General features: G+C 32.3%; 26 protein-coding genes, 4 pseudogenes and 1 riboswitch. Of the genes and pseudogenes, 19 read left to right on the plus strand and 11 right to left on the minus strand.

Annotated features, from left to right (window positions below):
- Nucleotides 1–28 precede the first annotated feature (28 nt).
- A complete protein-coding gene (locus AC0ONG_RS11590) occupies nucleotides 29–184 on the plus strand; it encodes a DUF1540 domain-containing protein (protein WP_000046095.1) in 156 nt (51 codons plus the stop codon).
- 102 nt (nucleotides 185–286) lie between these two features.
- Here AC0ONG_RS11590 and AC0ONG_RS11595 read toward each other — a convergent pair whose 3' ends face one another.
- On the minus strand, nucleotides 287–784 hold the full coding sequence (locus AC0ONG_RS11595; RefSeq protein WP_000289121.1) for a PadR family transcriptional regulator: 498 nt from the start codon (nucleotides 782–784) through the stop codon (nucleotides 287–289).
- A 140-nt stretch (nucleotides 785–924) separates the two neighbouring features.
- Between AC0ONG_RS11595 and AC0ONG_RS11600 the strand changes: the two genes are divergently transcribed.
- The 7 genes from AC0ONG_RS11600 (at nucleotide 925) to AC0ONG_RS11630 (ending at nucleotide 10477) form a co-directional block, all read left to right on the plus strand.
- The gene (locus tag AC0ONG_RS11600; RefSeq protein WP_000168021.1) at nucleotides 925–2139 is read left to right on the plus strand and encodes a cytochrome P450; all 1215 of its coding nucleotides are present in this window, start codon (nucleotides 925–927) and stop codon (nucleotides 2137–2139) included.
- A gap of 108 nt (nucleotides 2140–2247) precedes the next feature.
- Nucleotides 2248–2826, plus strand: a complete 579-nt coding sequence (locus AC0ONG_RS11605) for a cysteine dioxygenase family protein (RefSeq protein ID WP_136996760.1) — start codon at nucleotides 2248–2250, stop codon at nucleotides 2824–2826.
- Nucleotides 2827–3000: 174 nt separating this feature from the next.
- A complete protein-coding gene (locus tag AC0ONG_RS11610; protein WP_000766389.1) occupies nucleotides 3001–3852 on the plus strand; it encodes a Cof-type HAD-IIB family hydrolase in 852 nt (283 codons plus the stop codon).
- 422 nt (nucleotides 3853–4274) lie between these two features.
- Nucleotides 4275–6062, plus strand: a complete 1788-nt coding sequence (locus AC0ONG_RS11615; RefSeq protein ID WP_001088545.1) for a PAS domain-containing sensor histidine kinase — start codon at nucleotides 4275–4277, stop codon at nucleotides 6060–6062.
- Between the two features lie 234 nt (nucleotides 6063–6296).
- Nucleotides 6297–8423, plus strand: a complete 2127-nt coding sequence (locus AC0ONG_RS11620; RefSeq protein ID WP_000743779.1) for a peptidoglycan D,D-transpeptidase FtsI family protein — start codon at nucleotides 6297–6299, stop codon at nucleotides 8421–8423.
- Nucleotides 8424–8499: 76 nt separating this feature from the next.
- A complete protein-coding gene (gene lepB, locus AC0ONG_RS11625) occupies nucleotides 8500–9030 on the plus strand; it encodes a signal peptidase I (protein WP_002162782.1) in 531 nt (176 codons plus the stop codon).
- A gap of 259 nt (nucleotides 9031–9289) precedes the next feature.
- The gene (locus AC0ONG_RS11630) at nucleotides 9290–10477 is read left to right on the plus strand and encodes a macrolide family glycosyltransferase (protein ID WP_000932151.1); all 1188 of its coding nucleotides are present in this window, start codon (nucleotides 9290–9292) and stop codon (nucleotides 10475–10477) included.
- A gap of 91 nt (nucleotides 10478–10568) precedes the next feature.
- On the opposite strand, the gene AC0ONG_RS11635 is transcribed toward AC0ONG_RS11630, so the two are convergent.
- Nucleotides 10569–11249: an aspartate/glutamate racemase family protein gene (locus AC0ONG_RS11635; RefSeq protein ID WP_000864387.1), complete on the minus strand. Its 681-nt coding sequence runs from the start codon at nucleotides 11247–11249 to the stop codon at nucleotides 10569–10571.
- Nucleotides 11250–11402: 153 nt separating this feature from the next.
- Nucleotides 11403–11518, plus strand: a riboswitch (SAM riboswitch).
- A 140-nt stretch (nucleotides 11519–11658) separates the two neighbouring features.
- Here AC0ONG_RS11635 and AC0ONG_RS11640 point away from each other — a divergent pair.
- The 4 genes from AC0ONG_RS11640 (at nucleotide 11659) to AC0ONG_RS11655 (ending at nucleotide 14955) form a co-directional block, all read left to right on the plus strand.
- On the plus strand, nucleotides 11659–12207 hold the full coding sequence (locus AC0ONG_RS11640) for an ECF-type riboflavin transporter substrate-binding protein (protein WP_001038209.1): 549 nt from the start codon (nucleotides 11659–11661) through the stop codon (nucleotides 12205–12207).
- Nucleotides 12208–12217: 10 nt separating this feature from the next.
- The gene (locus tag AC0ONG_RS11645; protein ID WP_016077598.1) at nucleotides 12218–13918 is read left to right on the plus strand and encodes an ABC transporter ATP-binding protein; all 1701 of its coding nucleotides are present in this window, start codon (nucleotides 12218–12220) and stop codon (nucleotides 13916–13918) included.
- Nucleotides 13911–14711, plus strand: coding sequence for an energy-coupling factor transporter transmembrane component T family protein (locus AC0ONG_RS11650; RefSeq protein ID WP_016077597.1), 801 nt, complete (start codon nucleotides 13911–13913; stop codon nucleotides 14709–14711). The genes AC0ONG_RS11645 and AC0ONG_RS11650 overlap by 8 nt, the downstream gene beginning before the upstream one ends.
- Before the next feature lie 136 nt (nucleotides 14712–14847).
- Nucleotides 14848–14955 (plus strand): YjcZ family sporulation protein, encoded by a 108-nt coding sequence (locus AC0ONG_RS11655; RefSeq protein WP_000120182.1) that lies wholly within the window; start codon nucleotides 14848–14850, stop codon nucleotides 14953–14955.
- 100 nt (nucleotides 14956–15055) lie between these two features.
- On the opposite strand, the gene AC0ONG_RS11660 is transcribed toward AC0ONG_RS11655, so the two are convergent.
- The gene (locus AC0ONG_RS11660; RefSeq protein WP_000348332.1) at nucleotides 15056–16315 is read right to left on the minus strand and encodes a sensor histidine kinase; all 1260 of its coding nucleotides are present in this window, start codon (nucleotides 16313–16315) and stop codon (nucleotides 15056–15058) included.
- A 169-nt stretch (nucleotides 16316–16484) separates the two neighbouring features.
- A pseudogene (locus tag AC0ONG_RS11665) lies at nucleotides 16485–16733 on the minus strand (tyrosine-type recombinase/integrase); the annotation flags it as partial.
- Nucleotides 16734–16966: 233 nt separating this feature from the next.
- On the opposite strand from AC0ONG_RS11665, the gene AC0ONG_RS11670 reads away from it, so the two are divergent.
- A complete protein-coding gene (locus AC0ONG_RS11670; RefSeq protein ID WP_000755350.1) occupies nucleotides 16967–17242 on the plus strand; it encodes a hypothetical protein in 276 nt (91 codons plus the stop codon).
- Between the two features lie 361 nt (nucleotides 17243–17603).
- Here the strand turns inward: AC0ONG_RS11670 and AC0ONG_RS11675 are convergent, their stop codons facing one another.
- A complete protein-coding gene (locus AC0ONG_RS11675) occupies nucleotides 17604–18068 on the minus strand; it encodes a hypothetical protein (RefSeq protein WP_001109242.1) in 465 nt (154 codons plus the stop codon).
- A 271-nt stretch (nucleotides 18069–18339) separates the two neighbouring features.
- Here AC0ONG_RS11675 and AC0ONG_RS11680 point away from each other — a divergent pair.
- Nucleotides 18340–18396 (plus strand): annotated as a pseudogene (locus tag AC0ONG_RS11680) (hypothetical protein); the annotation flags it as partial.
- On the opposite strand, the gene AC0ONG_RS11685 reads toward AC0ONG_RS11680, so the two are convergent.
- Nucleotides 18378–18842, minus strand: a complete 465-nt coding sequence (locus tag AC0ONG_RS11685; RefSeq protein WP_000796390.1) for a hypothetical protein — start codon at nucleotides 18840–18842, stop codon at nucleotides 18378–18380. The pseudogene AC0ONG_RS11680 and the gene AC0ONG_RS11685 overlap by 19 nt on opposite strands.
- Nucleotides 18843–19423: 581 nt before the next feature.
- On the opposite strand from AC0ONG_RS11685, the gene AC0ONG_RS11690 reads away from it, so the two are divergent.
- Complete coding sequence (locus tag AC0ONG_RS11690; RefSeq protein WP_000453679.1) at nucleotides 19424–19684, plus strand: hypothetical protein; 261 nt, start codon at nucleotides 19424–19426, stop codon at nucleotides 19682–19684.
- A gap of 32 nt (nucleotides 19685–19716) precedes the next feature.
- Nucleotides 19717–19950 (plus strand): hypothetical protein, encoded by a 234-nt coding sequence (locus AC0ONG_RS11695; RefSeq protein ID WP_000453747.1) that lies wholly within the window; start codon nucleotides 19717–19719, stop codon nucleotides 19948–19950.
- A gap of 255 nt (nucleotides 19951–20205) precedes the next feature.
- Here AC0ONG_RS11695 and AC0ONG_RS11700 read toward each other — a convergent pair.
- A pseudogene (locus tag AC0ONG_RS11700) lies at nucleotides 20206–20492 on the minus strand (hypothetical protein).
- Between the two features lie 85 nt (nucleotides 20493–20577).
- On the opposite strand from AC0ONG_RS11700, the gene AC0ONG_RS11705 reads away from it, so the two are divergent.
- From AC0ONG_RS11705 to AC0ONG_RS11715, 3 genes are all read left to right on the plus strand, one after another.
- Entirely contained in the window at nucleotides 20578–20775 is a 198-nt protein-coding gene (locus AC0ONG_RS11705; RefSeq protein ID WP_000901426.1) for a hypothetical protein, read from the plus strand.
- Between the two features lie 116 nt (nucleotides 20776–20891).
- The gene (locus AC0ONG_RS11710) at nucleotides 20892–21053 is read left to right on the plus strand and encodes a hypothetical protein (protein ID WP_002082702.1); all 162 of its coding nucleotides are present in this window, start codon (nucleotides 20892–20894) and stop codon (nucleotides 21051–21053) included.
- Nucleotides 21054–21156: 103 nt separating this feature from the next.
- Nucleotides 21157–21516 (plus strand): hypothetical protein, encoded by a 360-nt coding sequence (locus AC0ONG_RS11715; protein ID WP_016077596.1) that lies wholly within the window; start codon nucleotides 21157–21159, stop codon nucleotides 21514–21516.
- A gap of 2 nt (nucleotides 21517–21518) precedes the next feature.
- On the opposite strand, the pseudogene AC0ONG_RS11720 reads toward AC0ONG_RS11715, so the two are convergent.
- From AC0ONG_RS11720 to AC0ONG_RS11735, 4 genes and pseudogenes are all read right to left on the minus strand, one after another.
- Nucleotides 21519–22165 (minus strand): annotated as a pseudogene (locus AC0ONG_RS11720) (IS4 family transposase); the annotation flags it as partial.
- Nucleotides 22166–22305: 140 nt separating this feature from the next.
- A complete protein-coding gene (locus AC0ONG_RS11725) occupies nucleotides 22306–22779 on the minus strand; it encodes a DUF1203 domain-containing protein (protein WP_136996491.1) in 474 nt (157 codons plus the stop codon).
- A gap of 264 nt (nucleotides 22780–23043) precedes the next feature.
- Nucleotides 23044–23640, minus strand: coding sequence for a bifunctional transcriptional activator/DNA repair enzyme AdaA (locus AC0ONG_RS11730; protein ID WP_000654821.1), 597 nt, complete (start codon nucleotides 23638–23640; stop codon nucleotides 23044–23046).
- Nucleotides 23624–24910 (minus strand): APC family permease, encoded by a 1287-nt coding sequence (locus AC0ONG_RS11735; RefSeq protein ID WP_001060115.1) that lies wholly within the window; start codon nucleotides 24908–24910, stop codon nucleotides 23624–23626. Before AC0ONG_RS11735 ends, AC0ONG_RS11730 begins: the two co-directional genes overlap by 17 nt.
- Nucleotides 24911–25381: the final 471 nt, after the last annotated feature.

Below are 25381 nucleotides of genomic sequence, written 5' to 3' on the forward strand. Positions count from 1 at the left end.
TGATAATAGAACAAGGAGGTGTGATACTATGGCACAAGACGTTTTATGTGAAGTAAACAACTGTAAATTTTGGGCGAACGGTAATAAATGTAGTGCAGAGGCAATTTACGTAGTAAGTCATAAAGGTAAACATGCATCTACAACGGAAGAAACAGATTGCAAAACATTCGATCCAGAAGTGTAAATTGTTTAAGGGTAGCCAAATCGTGGTTGCCCTTTTATTAATGATAGTATTGATAATAAATATCATTTTCATTCATTGATTTTAGCTTTTTTTGTTATTTTTTCATATTTTCTTCATAAGTGATGTAATCCAACTCAATTCATGTTCAATTCGTGATTTACTAAATTCAATGACTTCAGTAATAAAGGGTGAGGTAACCTCTAGAGACTGGATAGCGGTAAGTTGATTATGTAGTACGTTTTGACGTACAGTCAAAATCTCTTTTCTAGCTTCATATTCAAGTTTTTCAAATAGTGCGATACGAACAAGAAATTCTGCATTATTTGTCGCAAGTTTTTCGGGAAACTCTCGTAACATTTCAGAAAAAATTTCTTCTCCTGTTTCTGTTATATCGTACATATTTCGATTTGGTTTTCCAACTTGTTTATGTATTTTTTTCGTTATAGCACCCATATTTTCAAAGCGCCGAAGGGCAGGGTAAAGCATGTTGTGATTTAATTCAAAATTCTCACCTAAACGATTTTGAACATTTTTTTTGATTTCATATCCATGTTTTGGTCCTGTCGTTAATTCTGCTAGTAGTAAAATGTCAACGTACATAAAAATCCCCCTTATATATTTCTCAAGTTCTCTAATGAAAAATCTCCTTTAGTATATGTTAAAATAACATATGATAGTTTATACAACTTTGAACTGCCGACCTATCACTTTTATTGTAAAAGAAAAGGGAGGAAAGAACTATGGCTTCACCTGAAAATGTTATTTTAGTTCATGAAATTTCAAAGCTGAAAACAAAAGAAGAATTATGGAATCCATATGAATGGTATCGTTTGATGAGGGATAATCACCCAGTTCATTATGATGAAGAGCAGGATGTATGGAATGTTTTTTTATATGATGATGTAAATCGTGTTTTATCAGATTATCGCTTATTTTCAAGTAGAAGGGAGCGCAGACAATTCTCAATCCCTCCATTAGAAACTAGAATAAATATAAACTCTACAGATCCACCAGAACATCGCAATGTACGTTCCATTGTTTCTAAGGCATTTACTCCAAGAAGTCTAGAACAGTGGAAACCTCGAATACAGGCTATCGCAGATGAACTTGTACAGCATATCGAAAAATATAGTGAAGTTAATATCGTTGAACAGTTTGCTGCCCTTTTACCTGTTACCGTTATTTCTGATTTATTAGGAGTCCCAACAACAGATCGTAAAAAAATTAAAGAATGGTCTGATATTTTATTTATGCCGTATAGTAAAGAAAAGTTTAATGATCTGGATGCGGAGAAAGAGATAGCATTAAATGAATTCAAAGCATATCTTCTACCGATCGTTCAGGAAAAGAGATATCATTTAACTGATGATATCATTTCCGATTTAATTCGAGCTGAATATGAAGGCGAAAGATTAACCGATGAAGAAATTGTAACCTTTTCATTAGGTTTACTAGCGGCTGGGAATGAAACCACTACAAATTTAATTATTAATAGCTTTTATTGCTTTTTAGTAGATTCACCTGGAATTTATGAAGATTTAAGAAAAACCCCTAGCTTAATTTCAAAAGCGATTGAGGAAGTATTACGCTATCGCTTTCCTGTTACATTGGCCCGGAGGATTACAGAGGATACAAATATATTTGGCCCTTTAATGAAAAAGGATCAGATGATTGTTGCGTGGGTTAGTGCAGCGAATTTAGATGAGAAAAAATTTTCACACCCCTCTCAATTTAATGTACATCGAATAGGAAATGAAAAGCATTTAACCTTTGGGAAAGGTCCTCACTTTTGCTTAGGAGCACCACTTGCACGTTTAGAAGCTGAGATTGCATTAACTACCTTTATAAATGCTTTTGAAAAAATAGAGCTATCTCCATCTTTCTGTTTAGAAAAATGTATATTGGAAAATGAACAAACATTAAAATACTTACCTATTCGATTGAAAGCCAAATAACAATCTCAACAAGGTGCATACATTTGCATCTTGTTTTTTGTTTCTCAATTGTGAGTTTCAGGTAATTACCTTAATATGGAGTTGTATAAAACGTAGAGGAGGATTCCTATGTTGACTTGTAATGGAAGTAAATCATTTCAAAAGTTTATTAAAGGTGTTACAGATCTTATGGAAAACGGTTTATTTGAAGAAGAAATAGTGTGTGGCATTGAAAAGTTACTAGAAGAACTTTTAGAAAAGAAAACATGGCTTCCGTTAGATAAACAGAAGGTGAATTCGACTCAATATGCACGACATTTATTGTATGAGGATCCGCTCAAACGTTTTGAAGTACTAGCTCTCGTATGGAAAGATGGACAATCTACACCTTTACATGATCATGACGGCACATGGGGGGTAGAAGGCGTCTTTTCAGGAAGGATAATGGTGCAGAACTTTATACAAACGAAACAACTTGGAAATTCACTTGTTTATTTAACACATACAGGAAATCTATATTTGGGAGAAGGAGAAACCGATAAAGTCATTCCACCTGCGGATTGTCATATTCTTGAAATTAGCAAAAAGGAAAGCGTTATCACAATTCATATCTATGGAAAACGGTTAGAAAAGTTTAAAGTATATATCCCAACTGAAGAAAAAAATGTGTACATGTGTGAGACAAAATACATTAGTTATAATTCATAGTTTGAAATCCAAAGCTTTTTAAAAAGAAAAGCTTTGGATTTTATTTTTAATTATTTCTTGACCTGAAACGCTTTTCATAAATTATAAATAAGAAGTACCTCACGAGGATTGTATGAAAACGATACCTAATAATTAATTAGAACTCGTGTATTTATAGAAAGTGGTGAAGAAATAATGAAATTAATCGCAATTGATTTAGATGGAACTCTTCTTTCGGGGAATAAAATGATTAGTAAAGAAAATGCAGAAGCAATTCGAACATGTCAAGAAGCTGGCCATGTTGTAGCAATTTGTACTGGACGTTCTATTGTTGATATTGAACGATTATTGTTAGAAGTTGATTTAGAGTGTCCAATCATTGCGGAAAATGGTGCGCTTATATATAAAGATAAGAAAATGATGAAGAGATATCCAATTCAAAATATGCAGGCACTTGAAATTGTGGAATATCTTGAAGAGAATGGTTTATATTATCAGCTTTATACTGATAAAGGTGTGTATGTACCGGATTATGGAGTAGAGAGTGTACGTAATGAAATTGAGTATGTGAAGAATTCAAAAGAAAATTTCGACTTGAAAGAGTTAAAAACAATCGCAGCATTATATCTTGAGCATACAGCGTTTCATAGTGCGGAAAGTTGTAAGCCAATTGTAGAAACAGATATACATGTGCATAAACTATTACCATTTTCTTATGATATTGAGAAATTAAAAAAACTAAAAGAAACATTTATTCATAATACAGATTTAGCAATTACATCTTCATATTGGCACAATTTAGAGATTAATCATAGAGATGCTCAAAAAGGGAATGGATTATATACTTTAGCAGAATATCTTAATATTCCAGTTGAAAACACTGTAGCGATAGGTGATGGGCTAAACGACGTTTCTATGATGGAAAAAGCGAACATATCAATTGCGATGGGTAATGCAGTTGAAGAAATAAAAACAATCTGTAAATACGAAACGTTATCAAATGAAGAACATGGTGTGGCACATGCTTTATATAAATATGTAATGTAATTAAAAAAGAAAAAAGAATCCAAAGGGATTCTTTTTTCTTTTTTATTAGGGGTAAGGTATTCTATGAGATTCATAGAAGCCTTATTACATTTCATTATATAGAATATATTGGAATAAATGTTTATATTTTTCGTGAAATTTGTGAATATTTTATGAATTTTATACTTGTTGCATTTTTATACCGTTATTAGTGACGCGTATGACCCTCAAGGAAAAATTCAGTGAATGTAAGGAGGAATGAACGAAATATCTACTAATTAAAGGTATATTCAGTATATACATTCTTTTCTTATTTTAATTGAAAAATAAAATTTGTGCGAATAATTATTCTACAGCTATATACCTACACTAGCTTTCTTCGTATAATGGAGAAGTATGAATTTTAGATTTGTATTAATTTTACATATTGAGGTGAAAAAGGAATGAATTCGCGGCTAATGGAACTTATTGATGTGAGTACAATAGAAACCATGGCAGAACAATTTTATAAATTAACTAACATATCACATCAACTTCTTGATGCTGAAAAAGAGTGTATTTTTTCATTCGGAATGAATGAGATAATTAAGAGTAAACTTCCAAAGATTGAAATCCCCATTTTCTTATACAATCAACATTTAGGATCTTTTGTTGTATGGTCCAAAAAAAGCGAAATTTTCAGTTGTCAAAAATACTTTGAAATGCTCTCAAGTTTAATTTTAGATGGCGCAATAAAAGTAATTCAAAGTAAAAAAACAACGTTGCTTTCTCAGAAAGAGGAGGAACTACATACGATTTTACAAAACATGCCTGTTATGGTCGATGCGCTTGATTATAATGGAGATTTTGTTTTGTGGAACCGAGAATGTGAAATTGTAACAGGTTATACCGCTGAAGAAATAATTGGAAATCCAAATGCACTTCAATTATTATATCCTGATCATAGTTATCGCCAGCAAATACAAAAGAAATTTTTAACTTGTGGAAAAAATTTCAGAGATTGGGAAATGCACTTAACATGTAAAAATGGTGAAATCAAAACAATAATGTGGTCTAATATATCAGAACAGTTTCCTGTAACAGGATATAGTTATTGGGCTGTTGGTGTAGATATTACACATTTAAAAGCGATAGAAGAGCAGTTAAAACAACAAACATCTGAACTGGAATTAATATTTAAAGCTTTACCAGATTTATGTTTCTTAACAGAAGATGATGGCACAATTATAGATTACAAAGCAGGATCTCCTACAAAGTTTTACGTACCCGCAGAAGCTTTTATGGGAAAAAAGTTTTACGAAGTATTACCATCTTCAGTAGCACAGCAGTTTCAGGAAGCCATTAATCAAGTGAAGAAAAAAGGAACGAATGTAATTGTAGAATATCCACTCACACTTAATGGAAGTATTGATTTCTTTGAAGCTAGGTGCTTACCATTATTACATGATAAAATTATGATTATTGTACGTGACATTACAGAGCGAAAAAAGACAGAAGAATTGCTAAACAAATCAGATACGCTTGCAGCAATTGGTCAATTAGCAGCTGGGGTAGCTCATGAAGTAAGAAATCCCTTAACTGTAATTAAAGGTTTTATACAGTTATTCCAAATTAATAAAGAAGATCAAGAAAGATATTTTGATCTTATGCTTTCTGAAATTGAAAGGATAGAAGCGATCCTGCAAGAATTTTTGTCAATTGCTAAAACAGATGAGATAAATACAGAAAAGAAAAATATTTATCAAATTTTTAAAAATGTCGTATCGTTAATGAATACAAAAGCAATTATGACAAATATTCAAGTTGAACTATTTACGGATGACAAAGATATAATTATTGAATGCTCGGAAAATCAATTGAAACAAGTATTTATTAATATTTTGCAAAATTCAATCGAAGCTATGCCAAATGGTGGGGAAATTTCAATTCACATAAAAGAAATAAATGATGATGGTGTCATCATTCATGTAATAGATGAAGGAATAGGAATACCTGAAGAAAGAATTAAGAGATTAGGTGAACCTTTTTATAGTACGAAAGAAAAAGGGACTGGTATTGGATTAATGTTAAGTTATAAAATTATTGAAAGTCATCAAGGGACAATTAGTATCATGAGCGAGGTTGGTGTCGGGACAACAGTAACAATTTACTTACCGAAAGTACAAAGTAAACAATCTTTTTCTAATTGTGACGATAAATGTATAGCAATACGCACTAGTAGTAATTCTTAAATCAATTAATACCCAATAACAAAGCGATTAGTGAAAGCTAATCTTTTTGTTATTGGGTATTTTTTATATTTAATTTAGTAAACTTTATCTTTTCTTTACATTTGTTTTAATTTCTATTAAGTTTTAAACATTATATTAACATTTGTACAAAGCAATGTATAAAAATTGTACATTACTTTTAATATAGAAAAGTGATTATTATTTGGAATATTGTAAGGAGGAGATTATGACAAGGTGAAAAAACAAGAGAAGAAGAGTGGTAGAGTAGTACCTCTCCGGTTAAATATTTTATTCCTTTGTGTTTTTTTATTATTTTCTGGCATCATTATTCAGTTAGGAAAAGTGCAAATCTTTGATGGAGAAACATATAAAAATGAAGTAGAGAAGAGAGAAAATGCAACCGTGGGCCTTTCTGTACCACGTGGGAAAATATTTGATCGTGAAGGAAATCCAGTAGTTGATAATAAGTCTTTACGTACGATTACATATACAAAGGTGAAAGGTGTAAAACAAGAAGAAATATTAAAATCAGCAAGACAACTTGCAGACATTATTGAAATGCCGCAAGAAGATATAGATAAGTTAACTGAGACTGATAAGAAAGACTTTTGGATGCAATTAAATCCAGAACTTACTCAAGACTTAGTATCAAAAAAAGAAATAGATAAGTTCCGAGATAAGGATATTACCGGAAAAGAGCTAGACAAAAAAATAGAAGATTTAAAAAGGAAGCGCGTTACAGATAAAAATCTTCAAGAACTAACGGCTAAAGATATAGAAGTGTTAGCTATTAAAAGTAAAATGACCTCAGGTTTTCAGATGGCACCTCAAATTATTAAAAAGGACGTTAGTGAACAGGAATATGCGGTGATTAGTGAAAATTTAGCGAAACTTCCAGGGGTAGACGCATCAGTTGATTGGGAGAGAATCTATGTAAATGATGGTCTATTTCGTTCCGTTCTTGGTAACGTTTCAAATGCTGATGAAGGATTGCCACGTGAAAGATTAGATTATTATTTAGTGCGTGATTATAGCCGAAATGATAGGGTCGGCAAAAGTTATATCGAACAGCAATACGAAGATGTACTTCATGGTACGAAAAAAGAAGTAAGAAGCATTGCTGATAAACAAGGCAATACAATGAGAACGGAAACGGTTTCGGAAGGAAAAAGCGGTAAAAATTTAACTTTAACCATAGATATGGAATTGCAAAAAAAAGTAGAGGAGAGTATAGAAAAAATATTAAAACAATATAAAGGATCAGAATCAATGTTAGACCGTGCTTTCGTAGTGATGATGAATCCTAAAAATGGCCAAGTATTATCAATGGCTGGGAAAAGGCTTGTAGAAAAAGATGGGAAAATGGAAGTAGAAGATTATGCTTTAGGCACGCTGACAAGTTCATATGAGCTTGGATCAACGGTTAAAGGTGCGACAGTGTTAACAGGGTTTGAAACAAATGCAATAACTCCTGGAACACATTTTTATGATGCACCTATGAAGTTTAAAGGAACTAAGGAAAAGAAGTCTTGGAAAAATTTTGGTGATATAGACGATCTAAGAGCGTTACAAGTTTCTTCAAACGTTTATATGTTTAATATAGCATTAAAAATTGCTGGTGTGGATTATGTGAAAAATAGTTCACTAGATATTAAACAAGAATATTTTGATAAAATGAGATATTATTTCAGGCAATTTGGACTAGGCGTACAAACTGGTATTGATTTACCGAATGAAACTGCAGGACAAATTGGAAGAAAAGATAATCAGCCTGGTTTCTTATTAGATTATTCTATTGGACAATATGATACATATACACCACTTCAGCTTGCACAATATATTTCGACTATCGCAAATGGAGGGTATCGAATGAAACCACAAATTGTTCAAGAGATTAGAGAACAAACCGTTCAAAAAGATGAGGTTGGTAAAGTAGTACAATCAATAGAACCCGTTGTTTTAAATAGAATCGATATGAAACAAGAATATATTAATCAAGTAAAAGAAGGATTTAGAAAAGTATTTCAAGAAGGAGATGGAACGGGAGTAAGAGCGTTCCAAAAAGCACCATATAAACCAGCTGGTAAAACAGGGACCGCACAAACTGTATATGGTGGAGAAAATGAAATTGGGCGAAATGCGAAAGGCGATCGTAGAGAATGTTATAACTTAACATTAGCTGGATATGCGCCATATGATGATCCAGAAGTAGCATTTTCTGTTGTAGTACCGTGGGTTGAAAATGATAAATCGGGCATTAACTCCGATATTGGAAAAGAAGTTTTAGATGCTTATTTTGATTTGAAAAATAAGCGATTAACTGGTGAAGCGCCAAAAACAGATGCCTCTAAAGAGAATTAAAATGGACGAAACGTCTCTAGCATTCATGTGAACTAGAGGCGTTTTTATCTGGGAATAGATTAGAAATGAGGTATATATGAAGCCGTTTATTCTAAAATATTGGAGGAACATATGTAGCTACATCTTAATTATAATAGGGGTTATTTTTATTAATAAGTCATTTTTATTTTGTATGGTAGAAGGAATTTCGATGCAACCTACTTTGAATGAAAAAGATTATATACTTGTTAATAAGGTAAACGTCTGTTTATCGTCTTTTCATCATGGAGATGTTGTCATTATAAAAAAAGAAGACGAGCCTACTTACTATGTGAAACGAATTATTGGATTATCGGGGGATAACATACAACTAAAAGAGGATGAGGTATTTATTAACGGTAAAAAGCGTGATGAATCGTATATACATTTAGATATGTCACAAGTATCCAATCGTTTTTCAAATTTGAGAGAAATAAAAGTTCCTACGCATAAATTATTTGTGTTAGGGGATAATCGTAATCATAGTAAAGATAGTAGGAATACACTTGGACTTATTGATGAGTCAAATATAATAGGTAAAGTAGAAATGGTATTTTATCCATTTGATCATATAAAATGGATAAAATAATTCTATTAACTATTCACGTTTTATAAAATAAATCATATATTGATAGCATAGGACAAGCAGAGAAGCTTGTTCTAACCTCACAGAACACTCCTTATCACGGTTAGGCATCTACATAGGTAGATGCTTTTTTTATGTTGATGACTGAAAATTATTTATCAACATAATGTAGCAAGCATTTTAGGACTATTAGGGGACGATTACATGTACAAATAACAGTATGCTTTAATTAAAACAGTGAAATGTAAGGAGTGAGGAATAAGTGCTAAATATTTTAGTAGTTAATTTTCCAGCAGAGGGACATGTAAACCCTACATTAAATTTAGTGAAAGCCTTTACTGAACGAGGGGATAATGTACATTATATTACAACTGCAAACTTTAAAGATAGGATTGAAGATTTAGGAGCTACTGTACATACACATCCGGATCTATTAAAGGAGATTTCTATTGATGCTGAAACCTCATCTGGGTTAAATGCTTTCTTTCATGTGCATGTTCAAACTTCTTTATATATATTAGAAATTACGAAACAATTAAGTGAAAGCATAAATTTTGATTTCGTAATTTATGATATATTTGGTGCGGGAGAGTTAGTAAAGGAGTATTTACAAGTTCCAGGTGTAGTGTCCTCGCCTATATTTTTAATTCCTTCAGAGTTTTTGAAGACATTACCTTTTCATCCAAATGCAGATATACCATTCCAACCAGAGGAGATCTCTGAAAAATTACTAAACCAGATGGAACATGAATTTGGAGTAAAACCAAAGAATAATCTTCAATTTATGAATAATAAGGGTGATGTTTGTCTCGTATACACAAGTCGTTATTTCCAACCTAATAGCGAATCGTTCGGAGAAAATAACATTTTTATTGGACCGAGTATTTCAAAGCGTAAAACAAATATAAAGTTTCCACTGGAATCACTTAAAGAGAAGAAAGTTATTTATATTTCAATGGGAACACTGCTTGAAGGACTCGAACCATTCTTTAATACTTGTATTGATACTTTTTCAGATTTTGATGGGATAGTTGTAATGGCAATTGGTGATAGAAATGATATTTCTAAAATTAAGAAAGCACCAGATAATTTTATAATTGCTCCATACGTACCTCAATCAGAAATATTAAATGAAGCGGATGTTTTTATTACACATGGCGGCATGAATAGCGTACACGATGCCATTCATTATAATGTCCCATTTGTAATAATACCGCATGATAAAGATCAGCCTATGATAGCGCAAAGATTAACTGAACTGGAAGCAGCGCGTAGACTATTGAAAGAACATGTTAATGTGCACACTTTAAAAGAGGCTGTAACAGATGTTCTTTCAAACGAAAAGTATAAGCATGGTATACGAAAACTTAATGATAGCTTTTTAGAATGTGGTGGTTCAAAAGAAGTAATTGCAGTTATTGAATCTCTTTTAAATAAAGTGAAACTTTAATCGTTGGGGGTTTTACTGCCCGTAAATAGCGGGGGAAATAGTCGTAACTATATACAAGCATAGAGGTTCGTACCTTTATGCTTGTATATTCTTATCCAGCAAATTGCACAGCAGTATTTGCATGTAAAAAAGCAGTATCAAAAACGGGAACAGTAAGATCATTTGGGGAGATGAGTAAAGGTATTTCAGTACAGCCTAATAGTATACCTTCAGCGCCGTTTTGAATTAATGACTTTGTAATTTGTAATAGCTTTTCTTTAGATGCTTCTGAAATGATCCCTTTACTTAATTCATCTAATATGACATGATGGATAACTGTTCTTTCCTCTTCATTTGGGATAATTGTCTCAATGTTATATTTCGCTAATCGTGATTTATAGAAATCTTGCTCCATCGTTTGTTTTGTTCCTAATAGTCCGATACGTTTTATATTTTGTTTTACCATTTCTTTAGCACTTACATCGCCAATGTGAAGAAGCGGGATAGAGATTGCTTGTTCTACTTCTTCGGCAAATAGATGTACAGTATTTGAACACATTAATAAACAGTCAGCCCCAGATTTTTCAACCTTCTTTGCAACCGTGACTAGTTCATTTTTTACTTCTTCATATTGATGGTTTTGTAATAAAGTAGTTACTTCTCCAAAGTCCATACTATATAAAACTAGCTTCGCATTTTGATCGTATTGAGAGAGTGTAAGTGTATTAATATGTTTATAGTATAATGATGTAGATTCCCAACTTAATCCCCCAATTAAACCAATAACTTTCATAATGCATTCCTCCCGAAACGATTTTGAATTTATTATTTCATAATTCCGATAAGAATACAATGATTTAAATGTACTATTTAACGAAAAATAAAAATAGTTAGAAAAGTATTGAAATTTATGCTTTTTAGTGCCATAATACGAATTACAAATTAATACTTATCCAGAGAGGTGGAGGGAACGGCCCTAAGAAACCTCAGCAACCCCTATGCAATTTTATAGGAAGGTGCTAATTCCGCAGAGGACACGATGTGTTTTTTGAAAGATAAGAGGATTCTTGAACGTGAAAGAAAATGACCTCTTATGTAAGAGGTCATTTTTTTGTTGTATAGAAAGGAAGTGTCGATGCATAATTCATTTTTAAAATAAATATAGAATAATAAAAGTTGACCAATATGAGAGGGGAATTGTAATGAATAAATTATCAACAAAGTTAGTAGTAGCAATCGGGATTGGAGCAGCCTTATACGGGATATTAGGACTTTGGGGATTTTCTATTGCACCGAATACATTTATTAAACCAGCATTAGCTATATTAACTGTTTTTGGAGCATTATTTGGTCCAGTGGCAGGACTCTTAATCGGACTTATCGGTCATACCGTAACAGATACGATTGCTGGCTGGGGGATTTGGTGGGGCTGGGTTATTAGTTCAGGGATTATTGGTTTTTCAATGGGTCTTATTCAAAAAAGAGTTGGTTTTAGTGTGAAAAACGGGTCATTTAACAAGGGAGATATTTCTTATTTAGCAATTACTGGGTTAGTTGGTATTGTCATTGCTATTATATTTGCTGGGGCATTCGATATTATTGTGATGGGAGAACCATTTGACAAAATTGTTATACAAGTATTAGGAGCAACAATTTCCGATGTTATCGTATTCTTAGTTCTTGGATTGCCACTTACAATTGGCTTGGCGAAATCCAATAAGAAACATGCACATTTAAAAATTGAAAAGTAGGGATGTTAACATGCAACCAATTATTTCGTTTGAACAATTCACCTTTCAATACGGGCATGCTGCGCAGCCTACTTTAAGTGATATTACCTTTCATATATACCCTGGGGAAAAAGTGCTAATTGCTGGACGAAGTGGTTCAGGAAAGTCGACATTAGCTCATTGTATCAATGGGCTAATTCCATTTTCTTATGAAGGGATTAGTACAGGTAACGTATTAATTGCCGGTAAAGACCCGAGGGAAGGCAGTATTTTTGAACAGAGTAAACATGTGGGAACAATTTTGCAAGATCAAGATGCTCAATTTATTGGTATGACAGTAGAAGAAGATGTAGCTTTTTATTTAGAAAATGAATGTGTAAATCAAGAGGATATGAAAAAGATTGTTTCGGACTCATTAAGAAAGGTGAAGATGCATACGTTTCATAAACAAAGTCCACATGAATTATCAGGAGGTCAAAAACAAACAGTTTCTCTTGCTGGTTTATTAACAACAAATGCGGATATATTATTGTTCGATGAACCGTTAGCGAACTTAGATCCGCTAAGCGCCTTACATACGATAGAACTTATGAAAGATATACATGAGCAATATAATAAAACGATTGTTATTATCGAACATAGAATAGAAGAAATTTTAAAGCTGGATTTAGACAAAGTTATATTAATTGATGAAGGTAAAGTCATTGCAATAGGAACACCAAAAGAAATCTTAGCGTCAAATATATTACCATGTATTGGCTTAAGAGAGCCTATTTACATCGAAGCATTAAAGAGATTACATTTTGATAGTAATAATGACGTAATATATCCAATGGAAAACCTTCAAAAGGAAAAGGTAAGCAACGTTATAAGAGAGTGGATGGAGAAACAAGTCATATTAAAAGGTAATACTAAAAACAAGGAATTACTTAAAGTGGAGAATTTATCATTTTCATACCCTAATAAACAAAAAGTATTAGAAAATGTAAACCTTTCAATATATGAAGGAGAAATTGTGGCACTGTTGGGACATAATGGAGCAGGGAAATCAACATTAGCTCATAGTCTTATAGGCATAAACAAAATGAAAAATGGGGAAATCTTGTTAGAGGGTGAAGATATTAGTTCTTGGTCTATTCGTAAACGTGGGGAAACCATATCTTACGTGATGCAAAATCCAAATCATATGATTACACAGCCCACTGTTTTTGAAGAAGTTTCATTTACATTAAAATTAAATAATTTTTCTAAGGAAGAAATTAAGAATAGAGTAGAAGAAACTTTAAAAATTTGTGGTTTATATCCATTTCGTAATTGGCCAATTCAAGCGCTAAGCTATGGGCAAAAAAAGAGAGTAACAATCGCATCTGTATTAACAATAGATCCCAAGCTTATCATATTAGATGAACCGACAGCGGGACAAGATTATTATCATTATAAACAATTTATGTCGTTTATTAAAAAACTAGCTAAAAAGGGAATCTCATTTGTTTTTATCACTCACGATATGAATCTCGCACTAGAATATGCAGACCGTGCAGTAGTTCTACATGAAGGGAAAATTATTGCGGATGATACAGTGTCTAATGTATTTGGTGATCAAGAAACCTTACAAAGAGCCAACTTAAGAGAGAGTTCTTTAACCAAGCTTGTTAAATTTAGTGGGATTGTATGTCCAGAAAAATTTATGGAGCTTTATTTAGACAGTAATAGGAGGGAGGAAGGTGCATAGTACATATTTTCATCGTATGGATGGGGTAGTAAAATTGTTTTTATTTATTTTTTGTATGACGATTACTTTTTTGTTTTTTGATTTTAGGTTGTTGCTAATTTTATTTATTATTGGGTGTATTGGAATCGGAATTGCTAAAATTCCATTTCGTAAAATTTTAATTGTTTTTAGTGTCATATTTACATTTAGTTTATTAAACTCTGTCATGATTTTATTTATTACACCCACTCATGGATCTGAATTAACTGAATCATATACCTCGTTTTTACATATTGGATATGCAACAATTACATATGAAACATTATTTTATGCAGCTACACTTTCATTAAAGTATTTTACGTTATTACCATTTACACTTCTTTTTATTTACACGACAGATTCAAGTGAATTTGTAAGTAGTTTAAGTAAATTTGGTATTCATTATAAGATTACATATGCAATAAATATTGCACTGCGTTATATTCCTGACATCCAGTCTGAGTATAAAATTATTAAACACGCGCAAGAAGCGAGAGGAGTGGCTTTTGAAAAAGGAGAAGCAAGTTTATGGGTTCGTATGAAGAACCGTGTTTTAATTTTCTGGCCACTAATCATTCATTCTCTAGAAAGAATAGATACGGTTTCAAATGCAATGGATTTAAGAGGATTTGGAAAGAAGGATAAACGTACATGGTTTTATACAAGTAAGGCGAAACGTGAAGATTTCATCGCTTTATTTGCCGGTGTTTTCATATTCATTGTTGCCGTATATTTAAAATTAAACGTATTTCAAAACTTTTGGTATCCATTTTAAAGCACTCTTTAAACGAGTGCTTTTACTTATTTTTATGTAGACATGCTCAAAAAAGGGATATACACATAATGTATAATACGAACCAGTTAAAATGATCAACTACCTATTAGTTTTCAAACCAAAAGGAGGAGAAAATATGAGTTACGGTGGTTCTTGTGGTTTTGGTGGAGGTTTCGCTTTATTAGTTGTGTTATTCATTCTATTAATAATTGTAGGATGCAGCTGCTGGGGCGGAGGATACTAATTTTTAATTAGTCTTCACAAATGTAAACTAAAAAACATTGAAGATACTTATGTATCGAAACAAATAAAAAAGGAGCGACTATGCTCCTTTTTTATTTGTTTTAATGCGTATTCTTACTATATTTTGGGAACGTAATCGTTAAAGTCGTTCCTTTACTAACGATACTTCGGATTTTTAAACTTCCATACATCGTCTCAATAATCTTAACGGCAACCATCGTACCTAAACCGGTGCCTTTCGTTTTTGTACTAAAATACGGTTCACCGAATCGATGTATTTGCTCCTGTGACATTCCAACTCCACTATCTTCAATTCGTATTTCAACTTTACTATTATTGATAGATGAGGAAATATTTAAGGTACCACCATTAGGCATTGCTTCAATACTGTTTTTTATTAAGTTTAAAAAACATTGTTGAAAGTGTTGTTTATTACCAACAATGGTTGCCTCAGAAAAATCCTGTGTAATATGTATCGTATTCATATTACACAATGGCAATATCATATTAATAACTCGATTTAACTCTTGTTTTACTGAAATTTGATCTAATTTTTCTGGAGAAGGTTTGGCAAACGTTAAGTAATCATCGATAATTTCTTGGGCACGATTTAACTCTTCAAGTATATGTTTAATATATTCGTCTCTTGATTCAGGAGTTAAATTTGGTGTTTTTAAAAGCTGTGTAAATCCTTTTACAACCGTTAAAGGATTCCTTACTTCGTGCGATATACTTGCAGCGAGTTGGCTAACAATCTCCATTTTTTCCATTTTAATTAATTTTGAGCGCATTAATACAGCATCTTTAATAACTTCATTTATATAAACAATAAATAACATTAAAGTAGTCGGTAATACCATGAAATAAATAATATACAAATTATTCACTTCAAAATCTGATAAAGTTAATACAATTACAGTTGTAAATATTGCTAGGAAAAAGGTTAAAAACATGGAAAAAGCTACTTTAAGCTTTCTATTATATGTATTAAATTTTGAAGATGCGAGTGCTGTAACGATGAACATTATTCCGTAAACAACGACTGTTAGCATATTAAAGCCATAAAATATAAATCTTGTAATTAATAAAATTGTAAACAATATGATACCGACAGGGAATCCACCATAAAGCGTACCTATTATGACCGGAATTTGTCTTAAATCATGAATACAACTTTCATCCATATAGATAGGGTATCGCATACATAAAATAAGCGGGATACTAGAACAAAGGGTAATCAGTAATATTTTGTATTTTTTCAAATAATGCCTGCTATCATATATGAAATAAAAAACAAATATACTACATAAAATGTATAGAAGGTTATTTAATACGTTTTGGTTAATATAAACAAAGTCCATAATATTTGCCTCGTTATTCTGAATTTACTTAACATATGTATTATACATGATAACATGTGTTAGGATGTATAAACCTTGTTCATACAAGATTTATTTAGCTTTTTTTATAAAATGCAAACATTAGCTATTCAAAGATACTTTTACCAAAACTTTTTACTGCTTCTTTCTGCATGTTCGGTAAAACATGGTGGGTTATGTTGCTACTATAAGAAACGTAGGTATTCTTTTCTAAACTCATCCTTTTAATTTCTAGCCACTGAACGAGATAGTCTTTTAAAGTAAGCTTAGACGGTTCCACAAAAGTCCCTTCATTTAAATCCGTAATCCTTTTCGCCACATTTTTTACTGCTTCTTTTTTGTCTTATAACCAGAAAAACACTAAGTACTTATTTCCTCTTTTTCGAATATGTCCTTTCACTTAAAACACTCCTTCATTTTGTTTTGAATTATATTGTATAAGTCTAGTTGTAATGTTGCTACTTTGAAAATTGCATAGTTGGACATATGAGCGATGGATATATTTTACCATATATGAATAAATTCAGTTATAGGATATGATATGTAAGTTACTGCTAATTTTATATTTACAATATACTGAAAATTAAGTAATGAAAAAAATGGAAATATAAAATAATGCAAGGGGGAAAGAAAATGAAAAAGGTTTTTGTAGTGTTTTTTGTACTAGCATTCGCATTTATGTCTATCAATTCTTCAAAAGTTATGGCTTACGGAAATCATAAAGCGGATCTTTATACAAGCGGCGGATCTCAATTATTGAATTATGTTGGATCTAAACAACCTTTATATAATGATCCTGGTAACCCAAATGTAGTAGGTTATGTTGCTTATCAACCTGTTAAAGTAAAACAAGCATGGTATTTAATTAATACATTGTTAGGACAAAAATGGATAGGTTATAACCTTTAAAAAGCACTCATAATGAGTGCTTTTTTATTTATATATAAGTCTAGTTATAATTTTGGTGCTATGAAAATTACATATTTGGACATATGAGTGATGGATATATTTTATCATATTTAGATTGTTATTAAGGAATAAAAAAAGAGCCATAGGGCCTCTTTTTTTGCTGTATTCATGGAAATAAAATTAAAAGCGTTATTTTATTATAAAAAAATAGGTGACTCAACAATTGTGCTAGCCGAGTCACCTAGTACTATCGAACCAAATAATGTACTTTTTCTATATGTAGTTATGGGGAGTTCTTAGAGGCTAGCCCAATAGACAGTTAAGGGACAAATAAAATCATTTTAGAGAGTTTTACATTTTGTTATGTTAATGCTACAACAGCAAGAGTTAAGCCCAACGTATTTAATGTATTAGAATATGGTCCTACATTAACAGTAAGAGTACTTGTTATACCTGGAGGTGTAGTGAAAATTGCGGGTGCTGATACAGAAGTGAATCCGGCTGTATATCCTAGAGAAGTACCTGAGCCAATGATAGGATTATTATTCAGATACATAGTTATACCTGCCGAATTACCTCCTGGTTGAATAATAACTTGCACTTCATAGATTGCCAAATAGGTTCTTCCACCTTCAAGTAAAACAGTTGTTGGTGGTGTGAATGAGATTGCCGTACCATTAGAATTTACCACGGTATCTAGTGGAATCGCAGAGTTTACAGAAACTATTGATGGGGTAGTTTGAACAACATTTAAACTGTTAGCCGTGGGAGATGGACAAGAACAAGGTTTGTGAATGTTAGAGTTGTTATCATTTTGGTAATTCACAAATAATCAAGCTCCTTTGCGTAAGATAATTTTTTATCTTATATAAAACGTAGCCTTTTTGTATCTAAGTTATTTTTAATAAGTTTTTAAAGATAAGTCGAATATTGTTGGTCAGTCGACTTTTGAAATTATTTGAAACTCTGGGATTTTAAAGTGCGTTTGATAAATATATATGAAAAATTTTTTAAGGACATTACTGTAAGTTAGGAAACATAATAAAAAACGGTAAAATGAGGGGAGTAAAAGGAAAAGGAAAAGGAAAAGGAAAAGAACCCTTTATATAAAGGGTTTTTCTGGTGATTTAATATATCAATTACATTCGTGGTAATATTCATCACATGAATCGTTATTATCGTTACAGTATATACAAAATGTTTTTTGAACAAATAAACTAACTACACTAGTAGAACCTTCCTGCTTTGTAAGAGTAAGACTTTGAAAATCTTCAACTTGAAATATTTTTGTTTGAACAGGTTGTAATGTAGTAGTAATTGGTACGCTAGATCTTCTTGTTAGAATAGTTACTTGAACGGGTGCACTCATACCGACAACGAATAACTGAATTAATGTTTTATTATGATTGTTTGTAAAATCCTCAAATACAGTTTGTGGAGCGGTGGTTTCAAGGAAAACTGACACAGGTATATTTCCATTTGCATTTTCTGCAGAACCAGCTATCGTATGAGTTTCAATAAAACAGTTATTTTTTTGATTGTTGGAATGTGATTGGTTTTTATAATATTTTTTACCATCTTTATAAAAGTAATCAGCCATATGAATTTAAAGCTCCCTTCTTTTGGATATCTATATAGTCTATTTAATAAAGTGAAGTAGTGCTTGTACAACATAATAAAATCCGCTCTCGTAATTATCTAAAAATGTTATTTGGAAATTAAAGAGCGCCATTCAAGGCGCTCTCGGATAAACATTAATATTGAAAAAGAATACCACATTATATTTTATGCATGTTCTTAATAAATGTGTAGTTTTTTAGCAAAATCCTTATTTGAAAACAAGAAGCCCTAGAGTTAGGGCTCTAAGGCTTCTTATTTTGGTATTCTCACATGGTTTTTCAAAAAGAATAGAACATATTGAAGATAACATGTGAATGTTTCATAAATGTATCAAAAAAGTGAACAAAATTGCTAGTGGAGAAGAAGCAGAAATGAAGTTTCTAATACGTAAGTACGTGAAAGGTATTATTTCCGGTGAATAAAATGCGCATGGGACACCTAATCATTATTTTATCGGGGGAAAAGAATATGTTATGAACTTGGTTGAATGAAAAAATGAAAATTTTACTTTTAGAGTGAAACTAAACAAAAACGCTATTTTATTAGAAAAGGAGAATGAAAATGGAGGTCCAGTTAATTCACGAACAAACATATAAAAGTCAGTATGATTTAGAAAGTGCAGTAGAAAAATTCTACGATAGTCTCCGAGAAGAATTCGGAATGGTTGAGGACGAGGATATCAAGCAATTTGACCATATAAGCAGAGTATTTGAAGCGACGGCCGTAATGGAGAATGGTTTGAAATTGAAGGTAGAAATATTCTTTGCGGATGATGCAGACGAAGATGAATCATGGGTTTGTAAAGCTTATCAAGTAGCTTAATAAAAACTTCATTTGAAAGGAAAGTGATCAGGGTGGAAGTTCAATATGATGCGCAGGGCCGAATGAAGTATCATCCTGATTACGATCCGAATCATAAGAAGCCGTATACAACGAAAGAATTAGCCTACATATGTAAGTATTATGGATTCGGAAAGGTGAAGGGAATTGCTTTAGCATTAGGAAGAACGGAATTAACGATAAGGCAGCTAGTAAATACTCTCCGGAAGAATGGAATGTTTGAAAAATATAAAACTATGGGTGAGTAATTACAATAAAAATTTCATTTTATAGAAATAAAAACCCTAGTTTCCTAGGGTAATGGTATAACTGCCAAATATATTTTATTCGTTTATATCGTAACTTAATATTACGTTAAATACATCAGGTAAATGAAACCAATTGTAGAAAATAAGAGCAGTTAGCAAAAGCTAACTGCTCATCTCCAAGGGGGAACAAGGAGAAAATCTAATGTCATATATAGTATTGACGTAATATTTAGTTTTATTCGTGAAGAATTACATTTAACTTAATGCATAACCAATGATTAAAGTTAGTGTTAAAAACACTGATAATAACAATGTTAGCAGAACTGTTACTATGCTTCTAAGCATTGCTATCCAATTACCTGCTTTAGAGAATCCTTTAATACCAGCAAAAAATTTATATTATGCTTCATAGGTTGCTCCTTTGTTATCAAAATATTTCTATTAAATTTTAATGGAAAATATAAGAAAAAGATAGTGGTTATAAATTGGAATGAATTTTTTAACAAAATAATCCTTTTGTTTAAAGAAAAATAAGCTACCAAGTTACATTTATTAGAAATATTTTCTAAGGTATTCTTAAGAAGATGGGAATAGAAAGAATATCTTCGAGAGGAAAGGGATTAATTTATGTTAGGAAATTGGTTGGGTAAATTAAAAGAACCTAAATGTATACATAGATATAAACTTATTAATAGTCATGACAATGAAGATTTTAAAACTGGTAAGATGGGGATAGTTAGTTATTTCAAATGTGAAAAGTGTGGGAAAGAGAAGGAAATCAGCAAATATACTAATGATGTTAATAGTGACTATTGGGATATTTAAAACAACATTCGAATATCGTCCAGCTAGAAAACTAGAGGACACCAATTCATTAAAGCAGCAATTAAGGCTGTTTTACGAATGGGTGTCCTTTTTATTTTGAAAAGGGAGATGGGGTAATGGAGGGGTTAAAAAATCAGTTACATGAATGGAAAAAGAAATCCAAGCAAGAAAAGAAGAAAAAACCAAAAGAGAAATTAAGTACTCGTGAAATTGAGGATTTAATGGGGATGCATAGACCTTGTTATGAACGAAGACGTGGAGCAATAAGACAAAAATAATCTAAAAATAAAAAGGAGCGGTCTTATATGACTAAACAATTATCTTTCTTACCAAAAATTGATAGAACAGCGAAACAAGAGGAATTAGAAGGCGTGTTGGAAAGTGTACGTATACATAGGAAATGTGAAAATTAGAAACAGATTCTTTCTTCTAGTAGAAATTGAAGTGGAAGTTGGAAATGTAGCCATAGAGGAATTTGTTTTTATTCGAATATCTGAGCAAGAAGCTAGAACATTGTTAGTAGGGGGTATTCAACGTTGTACTATTTCTAATTGTATTCCTAGGTCTCATGATGATTTAGAAGTAGAATTCATTTGTGTTTTAATCGTGGGTGGGGAAGCATTTGCGGTTTTTGATGTAGAAGACGATGTTGATGAAGCTGTACTTGTTCCAATTTCATTAAGAGAAGCCGAGCGTTTAATCTGTAGAGGAGCAAGACGATGTAAAGTTATTAATAGATAAGAGTAAGCCTTTTTATGTTGTATATGTTGAAGATCTTTTAAATGAAAATACCCTAAATCACGGATACATAAATCATTTGGTGCTACAGTTGGAATACACAGAGAACCATAGGTTCGATTATGTTGTTTCCCTGGACCTGTATGGATATATAGGAATTGTCCGCTTAATAGGTCATATTCAAGTTGAATTTTCATCCCAGCAGTATGGCTACATCCTCCAGCCCAGGATAAATGGTTGAAAATATATCTGGAAGCTGAAATGCAGTGGAATCTAAAATGCGAATACGCTTGAAAACAGAGGTGTATGGAGAAGAAAGTGGTATAGATGAAGTTAATTTGTTATTTAGAAGGTTAGTCAATATATGTTGCAAAAACTGAACGGCTGATTTATTAAACCTTTGATTCAGTCCTTCCTGACTGATGAGTACTTCTGTGGATGATTCTAAACAGCTAGATAACTGAGCTAAAGAGGTTGTAGCGATATTTTGACTCATCCATATACATAAAGCGACTAAATCTTTTGCTTGGTATTTACTGGTTCGTTGCACGAAACCAACATCTCTAGCAAGATCCCGTAAGGTATTTGGAGATAAAAAACTTTGAATCTCTTGAGCAAATAGTTGTAATTCATCAGATACAGAAATAGACATACAAAAACGCCATCCTTTCCTATGATTCTACAAAAAGAATAGCGTATTTTTTCATTTTAGGGGAGATTTTGTTGAATTAGCTTGATAGCGATTAGTGGTACCCCTTATAGGATAATAGAAGTTTTGCATTTTCAATTTTTTTACACTCTATTAACAAGGCAGTTATAGCATCCTGATTTAGCGTTAAGAATATGAATATATTCTACTTCTTTATTATCAAAAATTTCATCTATATTTTCTCTTAAATTTACACCTTCTGTAACCCTTGCTTCTACAATCATTGAGTCAGCATTGTAGCCGCGTACAGATAGATACCTATGATGTAACATATGCGGAATTTCATTTACATCTAGCTTAGCAGTAGTTGCTCCCTTTCGTATAAATATAGGACCACTTGCTTTATAAGGCGAATTAACACTATGATATTGGTAATTCAGTAAAATTACCTCTTCTCCTACCTCTGCATCCTTCAAACTTACCCTGCAAGGATATCCAGGATTTTTATTTGCTATTATTTTGACTGCCCCGATATTTTTTAATACTTCTTCATTCATTAGAAATAGGTTATTAAACTCCTTCTCTTGTAACGCAACGATTTGAAAGTTATTTCTCATATTCTACCCCTCCTTAATTAGTTGTTATAAAGCAATTCACTAATGATGCTACCACTAAAGTTCATAAAACTTGTTCAATAATGCTGCCCGTTTGTTGAGGATTGAATTAAAAAGCCTACAATTCTATAACAGAGAAAAAATTGCTTATTATTGTTCAATACAAAGTTGTTTACTTTTAATCAATCAGTAATGATTTATCGAAAAATACGATGAGTACAAAGCACTCTTGTTAATTCATGCTATCTTTTGTTAAAGAACGTGAATTCAGTCAAGTTCTTGGTTTACGGTATTTCCACTATGGAAAGCCCGGAATTGACTCGGTGAAAATCCTGTATTTCTTTTAAATGCATTATAAAAGCTAGATACACTTTGATAGCCTGTTTGATAACCAATCTCTGTACTATTAAAGACCGTTGTCAAGAGCAGTTCCTTTGCTTTCTTAACTCTGATCCTTTCTAGATATATTCGAGGAGTATACCCTGTTCTTTCTTTGAAACTCCGATTTAAATGAAAACGACTAACTCCTACCCTTGATGCAATTTCATTTAAAGACATGTTTTGAACATAATTATTTTTTATCAATCGCATAGTATCTTCTAAAACGCATTCGAACGGGTCGTATATTTTTATATTTAGATCTGATCGGCATCTTTTGCATGGGCGATAGCCTGCCCTTTGAGCTTCTTGCGCATTTGAAAAAAAGGATACATTTTCATAATTAGGAACCTTAGACTTGCAAGAAGGCCGGCAGAAAATTCCAGTTGTCTTGACTGCGTAAAAGAATATCCCGTCATACGCTGAATCACATGATACTGTTGCTTTCCACATGGTATCTCTAGAAAGGTTATTTTGATCTTTCATTAGATTTTAATCCTCCCTTGTAGGCGAAAATCTTATTACTTAAAATCATATAAATCACATATATAGCCACGACAATTAACGGAACAAATATATACAATTGAAAAAATGGAATCACCAGCAAACATAAAATGAAAGAGATTAACGATGCCCACCATGCCAGTGTGTTCTTCCTAAATAATTTAACGCCTGCCGCCATTGAAAGAACATAAACTAGAATCCCAAGAGAAGTCGGTATAAACAAAATATCATCAAACGTTAGTGACAAAGCTTTTGTCACTAACACACCTGCTACCGAAAAACAGATAACAAACAATACCATCTGTCTTGGAATTTGAGTAGTTGCATGCAGCCTTGAGAAAAATTTTGGGAAAGCACCATCTCTGCTTAATGAATATCCTAATTGCGTTAGGCTGGCTACAAAAGCATTCGCTGTCCCTGTACAAATAATTAAAGCTAAAACAGCTGTAACGACTTTGGCACCTCCGCCTACTGTACCTCCCATTATAACACCGATAGGAGACAGGTTGCTTTCTTGACTGCCATACGTGGCCGTTCCAATAGTGACAAGACTTAGCGCTAAAAATAATAATCCAATGACAACTGCACTAATAACTGCTCCTTTGACAATATCTTTTTCTGGCCTTTTAAAGTGCTCAGCCAGATTACAAATCGCCTCCCAACCGAAAAATGCCCAAAAGATAACCGTTATAGCGTTCCCGACAGAAAACCATCCATTTGGAACAAAGGGAGTAAAATTCCCCCATTGTATTCTTGGAAATGCCACAAATACAGCTGACGCTAAAAGAATCAGTAATAAGGAACTTAAAATCACTGCAACTTTACCACTAACATTTACGCCGTAATAATTGGAAACACCTGCAATTACCAAAATAAAGACGGCAATTATAATTGTTTCAAAATGCGAAAATCCAAATGCCTGACTGACGTAAAAAGCACCAGTTAAAGATACAATCGTTTGACCAACTGCTGCTGTTACAAAGTAAAACCACCCAACGATATTGCCAAGATGATATCCAAAAGAATTTCTAACAAAGGTTGCTGCTCCACCAGAATCAGGATATATCCGTGCCAAACTAGCAAAGGAATAAGCAAGCGGAAAACTAATTATAATAACGATAAACCAGGATACAATAGATGCAGGGCCCGCTATTGAGGCCGTTACCCCCGATAAAAAAAGGACACCTGATCCTAGAATAGCTGAAATGTATAACGCAATTCCTTGAAATAATCCAATGGCTTTATTGTTCATGATCTCCCCCCTTTTATAGGATTTAGTGTACTAGTAAAAAGGGGGGGATTCTTCTTGTTTTTTGCGGTTTAATTCGTTTAATAAAACAATCAAAAGCATTTTTATTATATTTCTTCTTCAACAATCGGGCCAGATTGTTGAAGAAAGTAGCCTGTTCCAATAAAGAACTTTATTGTTCAGTAAACAACTTGTCATGAAACCATAAAACGAACCGAAATTTTTCTTAAGGGTAGAAACTTTGGCTCGCTTTATGTTGGAATTTGCTTAGCTTATATTTTCGTTAAAATGTGGGCGGGATCCCATGCCCATCAAGCTAACATTTTGAGACATCTCCATTACGAGAAATCTTCAAGAAAACAGACTTTGAAGTAAGGATACTATATACACGTATAGTACTCGCTATCATTGGTGCTTTGGCTTTATGGATGCTTATAGTAATCTATATAAAATAATCTTTTTTTATAAATAAAA

Source organism: Bacillus sp. TCT6 (assembly GCF_056033845.1).